Below are 6,240 nucleotides of genomic sequence, written 5' to 3' on the forward strand. Positions count from 1 at the left end.
GCTACTTAGTTATGCGTTTTTAGCATGGGTGGTAAAATAATAGCATTATTCAAACTAAATAAAACACTATAAATTAAGCCTATAAACTCAATAACTGGAAAGCAACCATGCTCAGAACTCTTGGAGTATTAGGCGGAATGGGGCCTTTGGCTACTGCCTCATTTATGAATCAGGTAATTGCTTTATCACCTGCTAAAAATGATCAAGAGCACATACCTATGTTTATAAGGAATATCCCGCAAATTCCTGACCGAACAAAATTTTTAATGGGTATTGAAGATGAAAACCCATTTTTTGAGCTAAAAAAAGGTTTTAAAGAGCTAACAAGCTTAGGTGTAAGCTGTATTGTTATTCCGTGTAATACCGCGCATTACTGGTACGACGCATTAACTCAAAATGCCGATGTACACACCATTAGCATTGTAAAAAGCGTTATTAAACAAGTTAAAGTAACCAATAAGCAAAGAGTGGGTATTTTAGCCACTACAGCCACACTAAATATGGGTATTTATCAAAACGCATTTGAGCAGCACAATATTGATTTTATTGAGCCAAACACACAGCAGCAAATGACTATTATGGATGGTATAACAGCTGTAAAAGCAGGGGATTTAAATACAGGGCGCAACTTATTAAGCAAGGCTTATGAGTCAATGCTTGCCCAAGGTGCAGATTGCGTGTTGTTTGGCTGCACCGAAATACCACTGGTATTAGCCACACAAGCTAAGCAATCGCCTGATACCTGTTTAGATACCATCGCTATTTTAGCGCAAGAGTGCGTTAACTGGGCGTATGCAGGTTATAAAAAATCAGCACATTCATTGTCGAATGTAGCTTAAAAGGGTGTGCTTAATTAAAAGCACACCTCTGAGTTAGTAATTATACAGGCGCATTTTGCTCGATGAGGTTTTTAGCTTTTAACTCACTCCAAAACGCATCTGGAATGGTTACCTTCATTGACGCAACATTTGCATTAATTTGATCGGCAGTACGCGCACCTGGCACTATTGAGGCCACAGTGGATGGCGCTTCTGCAAATTGCAGCGCAGCTGTTTTAATGTCGATGCCATGCTTAGTAGCAACTTCACTAATTGCATTATACTTTTGCTGCATAGGCGCAGGAATTTTAGGTGAGTAATTAAAGCGATTTCGCCCAGTTAAAAAACCACCATTGAGTGGCGCACCAATGACGGCAGAGATCCCTCGTTTATCAAGCATAGGGAAGGTTTTATTAAGTGCTTCTTTGTGATCTAAAATAGAGTACTGCAGCGCTAATAAACAAATATCGGGATCTGACATATCAAGCGCTTTGTAAACGGCATGCGGTGTATTAACACCAAAGCCCCAACCTTTAATTATTCCCTCGTCGCGCATTTTTGTAAGCTCAGGAATTGCGCCTTTTGCTGCTTGATCAAAGTATTTAAGCCAATCGTCACCCATATCACTATTTTGAGGCGATAAATCGTGAATATAAACAATATCAAGCGACGCCACGCCAATTCTTTGTAGAGTATCCTCAATTGAACGACGTGTGCCCGAGGCTGAATAATCATACTTATAATGAAACGGTGAATGATCGGCCCAGTGCCAGCTATTTTCTAAAGGCTCAGCGGAAGGTGTAAGTAAGCGGCCTACCTTGGAGGATAATACAAAGTCTTCGCGTTTTTTATTGCGTAATAAATCCCCAAAGCGTCTTTCACTCAAGCTTAAGCCATAAAAAGGGGAAGTATCGTAATGCCGTATACCTGCGTCCCACGCAGCATTTAACATTGTTAGAATTTCTGCATCGCTAGATATGGTGTTAAAACCGTTACCAGCGGCTAGACCGCCTAAACCCATTCTAGCTTCAGGGCGATAGTGTTTAGCGTTTGTAACATCATTGGTGGGCAAGGCTGCACTTTTATCGATTGGCCCTTTAGTTGGCATAAGCTGCCCTTGAGACATTTTTACCTTTAGTTGCTCAGCGAGTGCTGAAGCACTAAAAATAGATCCTATACCTAAAGCTGCACCTGCTTTAATAAAGCTTCTGCGAGATACCATGTAACCTTTCTCCTTGAGTAACGTTAAATATCTACTTTATACGCTAGTATAATTTTCAAGCAAAAACAACAAAAGCAGCTACAATAAAGTTCAATATTATCAATAGTATGCGTAAAATTAACAAGCACTGAACAAGCTTTTTATTTAACATTAATGAATGATTGTTTAGCTTATTAGTACAGTAATTGAACATGTACAAAGTGGTGCACTTTAATAGCTTGATAAAAAAGCATACTTCCACCTTGGTGCACCTTTTAATACCAACAAACACAATATGTAAGTGGTTACATTTATTACAATGTATACAGAACTAAACAAAAGGTAAAAATTAACAAGCAAAATTAAAAGTTTAATTGAGCTCTTTAGCAAAGCGTTTTCGGTAGCGCTTGGTAAGCTTTGCAGCACGTATTTGGTCGCTTATTATAGTAAAAATAGCCGAGGTATTTGCCTTAACGTGTTTACCTTCGCCAAGGCGACGAAGCTGCCTTTTTACCAGTGCCATAGTAGCAAGCCCAGCGAGTGTTTTGTCTTTAAAAGTAACCCGCGGCATAAGTGGGTTATGCATTGGCTGTGTTTGCCAACTATTAACTAAGTTTGGCTGAAATGCCAGTGCTGTTGCCATACCAACGAGCGCAACGCCTGAGCTAATAACTTTATTTGCCACCTCTAATCGGCTAATACCACCTGTGGTCATAATAGATATGTTTGACTGCTCGCTAATTGCTTTAGCAAACTCTAAAAAGTATGCCTCACGCGCAAGTGTTCGCTCATCGCCTGTTTGGCCTTGCATAGCAGGTGCTTCGTAGCAGCCGCCCGAAAGCTCTACAAAATCAACCTTTAGTGCACTTAGCATATCTACAACCGCTTGCGCGTCACTTGGCTCAAAACCGCCGCGCTGAAAATCAGCAGAGTTTAGCTTAACTGATACAGAAAACCGCTCGCTACAGTGTGCTTTAACGCTTTTGGTAATTTCGAGTAATAAGCGGGCACGGTTTTCAAGGCTACCGCCCCATTCGTCATTACGTTTATTAGTCAGAGGAGATAAAAACTGTGCTAGTAAATAGCCATGTGCAGCATGTATTTGTACACCATTAAACCCAGCTTTCTCAGCTTGTTGCGCCGTATTAGTAAATCGGGCGATAACATCATAAATTTCGCTTTTATCCATCGCTTTTGGCTGTGCAAAATAGTGCGAGTGTTTGCCCATATTAAGCGCGATATCAGAAGCACTAAGCGCTTTACCGCCCATTTTTTTAAATACTTGGCGGCCAGGGTGATTTATTTGCATGACAATTTTACAGTCATTTTGCTGTGCTAAACGTGAAAGTTCTGCAAAAGCTGTAATATCGGTTTTCTGTTCAAGTGCAAGGCCTCCAGGTCCTGTCATTGCAAGGTGGTCAACGATAACATTGCCGGTAATAATTAACCCGCAACCACCTTTAGCCCATTCGCTGTATAGATTTTTAAGCACTTGCGAAGGTGTTAAATCGGCCTCTGCGAGGTTTTCTTCCATAGCGGCTTTTACTACTCGGTTTTTAATGGTTAAACCACTTGGTAAGGTAAAAGAGGTAAATACAGGGTGTTGTTTATTTTCAGACATAAGGTAAACCATAAATTGACATTACAGTCACTATAACCTTAAAGTCAGCTTTAAGGTCAACTGTCATTTTAGGCTAATAAACAACAATGAAAATAGGTGAACTTGCAAAACAAAGTGGTACAGCAGCCAGCACAATAAGGTATTACGAAAGCATAGGTTTGCTTCCAGCTGGTATGCGTAGCAGCAATGGCTATCGCCAATACACGGCAAATAGTGTCGAGCAACTTAAAATAATTAAGTTTGCACAAAGTTTAGGGTTTTCGCTTGAAGAGATCCCCTCCCTGCGTACGCCTAATGAGGAGCTTGAACACAACGCCATTATTGAGCGCCTCAAGCAAAAACAACATGAGGCCAACGCACTAATAAAGCAGCTACAGCGTAAATCAGAGCGTATTGGTAGTTTAATTACCCTACTAGATGCAAGCTGGTCTAATGGCGGGTGTATTGGCGATGAAAAAATCAATGAGTTATTAAATGAGTTGGAATATTAAAGCCGTAAGCGAGTACATGTGAGCTTTACTTGTGTTAGTTTTACGGCGCTTTACCATGAAAATTGATATAAAGCGTTTGTAAACTTTCCGGAACCAAGGGCCACCCAAGCGCAATAGTATGGGGGCTTGCGCCCCAAAATAATGTTTCTACGTAATATACGTCTATGTGTTCAATTACTTTTGCCTTAGCGTTTATTAGTTTTTCAGCCACGTAATTTAAATAACACAGGGCTTGCTCCACATTACCAAGAGCAAAAGCCTGCGTTGTGGCTTTAGAAAATGCCTCCATTTTAAACGAGGTTTCATCTTCATCATATATGTTCATTAACGCTTTAACTTCAGGGAATTGAATAATGATTTCATCTAACAAATTTAAAATCGTTTTCATATTTTTTAACCGAGAGCTCAATTAATTGCAACCTAAGCAAAGAGAACCATAAACCTTTTGCTTATAAAAAGTAGAGCTAATCCAGCTCTAATTGAGCTTTTTCTACGCTTTCGTTTGGTAGCTCTTTTTGAACCGATACACCTAGCTCTTTAAATTCAGACGCTTGTTTAATTAAGTTACCTTTACCACGGTAAAGTTGTGAAAAGGCTTTATCGTAGCTTTCTTTTGCGCGGTCAAGTTGTTTGCCAACACCTTCCATACTCGTTAAAAAGCCATTGAGTTTGTTGTAAAAGCGCTCTGCACGATTCGCCAGCTCTTTAGAGTATTTAGTTTGCTCTTCAAAGCGCCACAGCTGTTTAACAATATTAAGGCTTGTAAGTAGGGTAGTTGGTGTAGCAACTAAAATATTTTTTTCGATGGCTTGTTGGTAAATATCGCTTTGATATTTAAGCGCCTCTACAAATGCAGATTCTATAGGCACAAACATAATAACCACTTCAGGCGAGTTTATACCAGGGAGTCGATCATACGACTTACTGGCAAGCTCGTTAATACGTGCTGTAACAGCATGTACATGCTCTTTAATTGCTTGGCTAGCCTCTAATTCGTTTTCGGCGTTAACGTAGCGGGTATAAGCATTTAGCGAAGTTTTAGCATCAATCACTAAGTGGCGGCCCTGTGGTAAATACACCACTACGTCGGGGCGCAGTCGGCCGTCTTCGGTATTAAACGAAACTTCGCGTTTATAGTCAGTACCCGCGCGCAGGCCTGCGCTGTCGAGTACGTTTTCGAGCATCAGTTCGCCCCAATTACCTTGGGTCTTTTTTTGCCCTTGTAAGGCATTACTGAGTTTATCGGCTTGTTCGGTAATAGCTTGGCTTTTGGCTTGTAAATGCAGTAGTTCTGTTTTAAGAGCAGCCCGTTGCTTTAAATCTTCAACGTGAATCGATTCCATTTTATCTCTAAAACCTTTTAGCTCCCCTTGAACAGGTTTTAATAGTTGCTCAATGCTTTCTTGGTTTAGCGTTTTAAAGCTTTGCGACTTTTCTTCTAAAATTTTATTAGCTAGGTTTTCAAACTCTTTTTTAAGCACACTTTTGCTTTGCTCTATTTGAGCAAGCTGCTCGGTAAAGTTTTGCTGCTTTTGTTCAAGCGTAGTGCGCATATTATTAAGCTCAATATCGCGTTGGTTAAATTGCTCTCGCAAAGCGGTTAACTCGCCTTCGGCTTTACGCCAGAAATGGTTGTATTGAATACTTTGTTTTTCTTGCTCGCTAAAGCGAGTTTTAAAGTGCTGTGCTTCATCGCGCTGCTCTTGGTGTGATTGCTCAAGTAGCTCATGCTCGTCAAATAAAGCAGTGTATTGCTGCTGCTTGTTGTCGTACTGGTTTTGTAATAACGATAGCTGCTGCTGTTGTTCGCTAATTTGCTTTTTTAACTTGTTCCGAGAAGGTAGCGAAACAAGGCCATAGAGTACAAGCCCAGTTGTAATCCCTGCACCGGCGCTTAACCAATCAATATGCGTTATTAGCTGAGTAAACATAAAATAAACTTATAAAATTTAGAGACATGCCATCATAACGAATAAAACTTGTAGGGGGTAGAGGCTAATTTAAGACAGAAAAAAACCAGCTTAAAAGGAGCTGGCTTATTCATTACTAAATTCAGTAACTAATCGGGAAATCAACATGAAGCTTGTGATAACTGCAATTAATCAACAA

General features: G+C 40.2%; 6 protein-coding genes. 2 read left to right on the top strand and 4 right to left on the bottom strand.

Annotated features, from left to right (window positions below; all coding sequences use genetic code 11):
- Positions 1 to 107 precede the first annotated feature (107 nt).
- Positions 108 to 839 (top strand): cysteate racemase, encoded by a 732-nt coding sequence (cuyB, locus tag CWC17_RS12230; RefSeq protein ID WP_138613092.1) that lies wholly within the window; start codon positions 108 to 110, stop codon positions 837 to 839.
- A gap of 40 nt (positions 840 to 879) precedes the next feature.
- On the opposite strand, the gene CWC17_RS12235 is transcribed toward cuyB, so the two are convergent.
- Both CWC17_RS12235 and CWC17_RS12240 read right to left on the bottom strand, forming a co-directional pair.
- Entirely contained in the window at positions 880 to 2,040 is a 1,161-nt protein-coding gene (locus CWC17_RS12235) for an aldo/keto reductase (RefSeq protein ID WP_138613094.1), read from the bottom strand.
- Between the two features lie 349 nt (positions 2,041 to 2,389).
- Positions 2,390 to 3,640, bottom strand: coding sequence for an NADH:flavin oxidoreductase/NADH oxidase family protein (locus CWC17_RS12240; protein WP_138613096.1), 1,251 nt, complete (start codon positions 3,638 to 3,640; stop codon positions 2,390 to 2,392).
- A gap of 86 nt (positions 3,641 to 3,726) precedes the next feature.
- Between CWC17_RS12240 and CWC17_RS12245 the strand changes: the two genes are divergently transcribed.
- Positions 3,727 to 4,131 carry a MerR family transcriptional regulator gene (locus CWC17_RS12245; protein ID WP_138613098.1) on the top strand — a complete coding sequence of 135 codons (405 nt, stop codon included), beginning with the start codon at positions 3,727 to 3,729 and terminating at the stop codon, positions 4,129 to 4,131.
- Between the two features lie 40 nt (positions 4,132 to 4,171).
- Here CWC17_RS12245 and CWC17_RS12250 read toward each other — a convergent pair whose 3' ends face one another.
- Positions 4,172 to 4,519, bottom strand: a complete 348-nt coding sequence (locus CWC17_RS12250) for a DUF7674 family protein (protein WP_138540074.1) — start codon at positions 4,517 to 4,519, stop codon at positions 4,172 to 4,174.
- 76 nt (positions 4,520 to 4,595) lie between these two features.
- Complete coding sequence (locus CWC17_RS12255) at positions 4,596 to 6,062, bottom strand: DNA recombination protein RmuC (RefSeq protein WP_055013580.1); 1,467 nt, start codon at positions 6,060 to 6,062, stop codon at positions 4,596 to 4,598.
- Positions 6,063 to 6,240 lie beyond the last annotated feature (178 nt).

The organism is Pseudoalteromonas sp. S3785, assembly GCF_005887365.1.
GTDB lineage: Bacteria > Pseudomonadota > Gammaproteobacteria > Enterobacterales > Alteromonadaceae > Pseudoalteromonas.

What these genes read in the sequence shown, in the direction of transcription:
- cuyB (WP_138613092.1), top strand. Translation starts at nt 108, where the DNA reads ATGCTCAGAACTCTTGGAGTATTAGGCGGAATGGGGCCTTTGGCTACT.
- CWC17_RS12235 (WP_138613094.1), bottom strand. Translation starts at nt 2,040, where the DNA reads ATGGTATCTCGCAGAAGCTTTATTAAAGCAGGTGCAGCTTTAGGTATA.
- CWC17_RS12240 (WP_138613096.1), bottom strand. Translation starts at nt 3,640, where the DNA reads ATGTCTGAAAATAAACAACACCCTGTATTTACCTCTTTTACCTTACCA.
- CWC17_RS12245 (WP_138613098.1), top strand. Translation starts at nt 3,727, where the DNA reads ATGAAAATAGGTGAACTTGCAAAACAAAGTGGTACAGCAGCCAGCACA.
- CWC17_RS12250 (WP_138540074.1), bottom strand. Translation starts at nt 4,519, where the DNA reads ATGAAAACGATTTTAAATTTGTTAGATGAAATCATTATTCAATTCCCT.
- CWC17_RS12255 (WP_055013580.1), bottom strand. Translation starts at nt 6,062, where the DNA reads ATGTTTACTCAGCTAATAACGCATATTGATTGGTTAAGCGCCGGTGCA.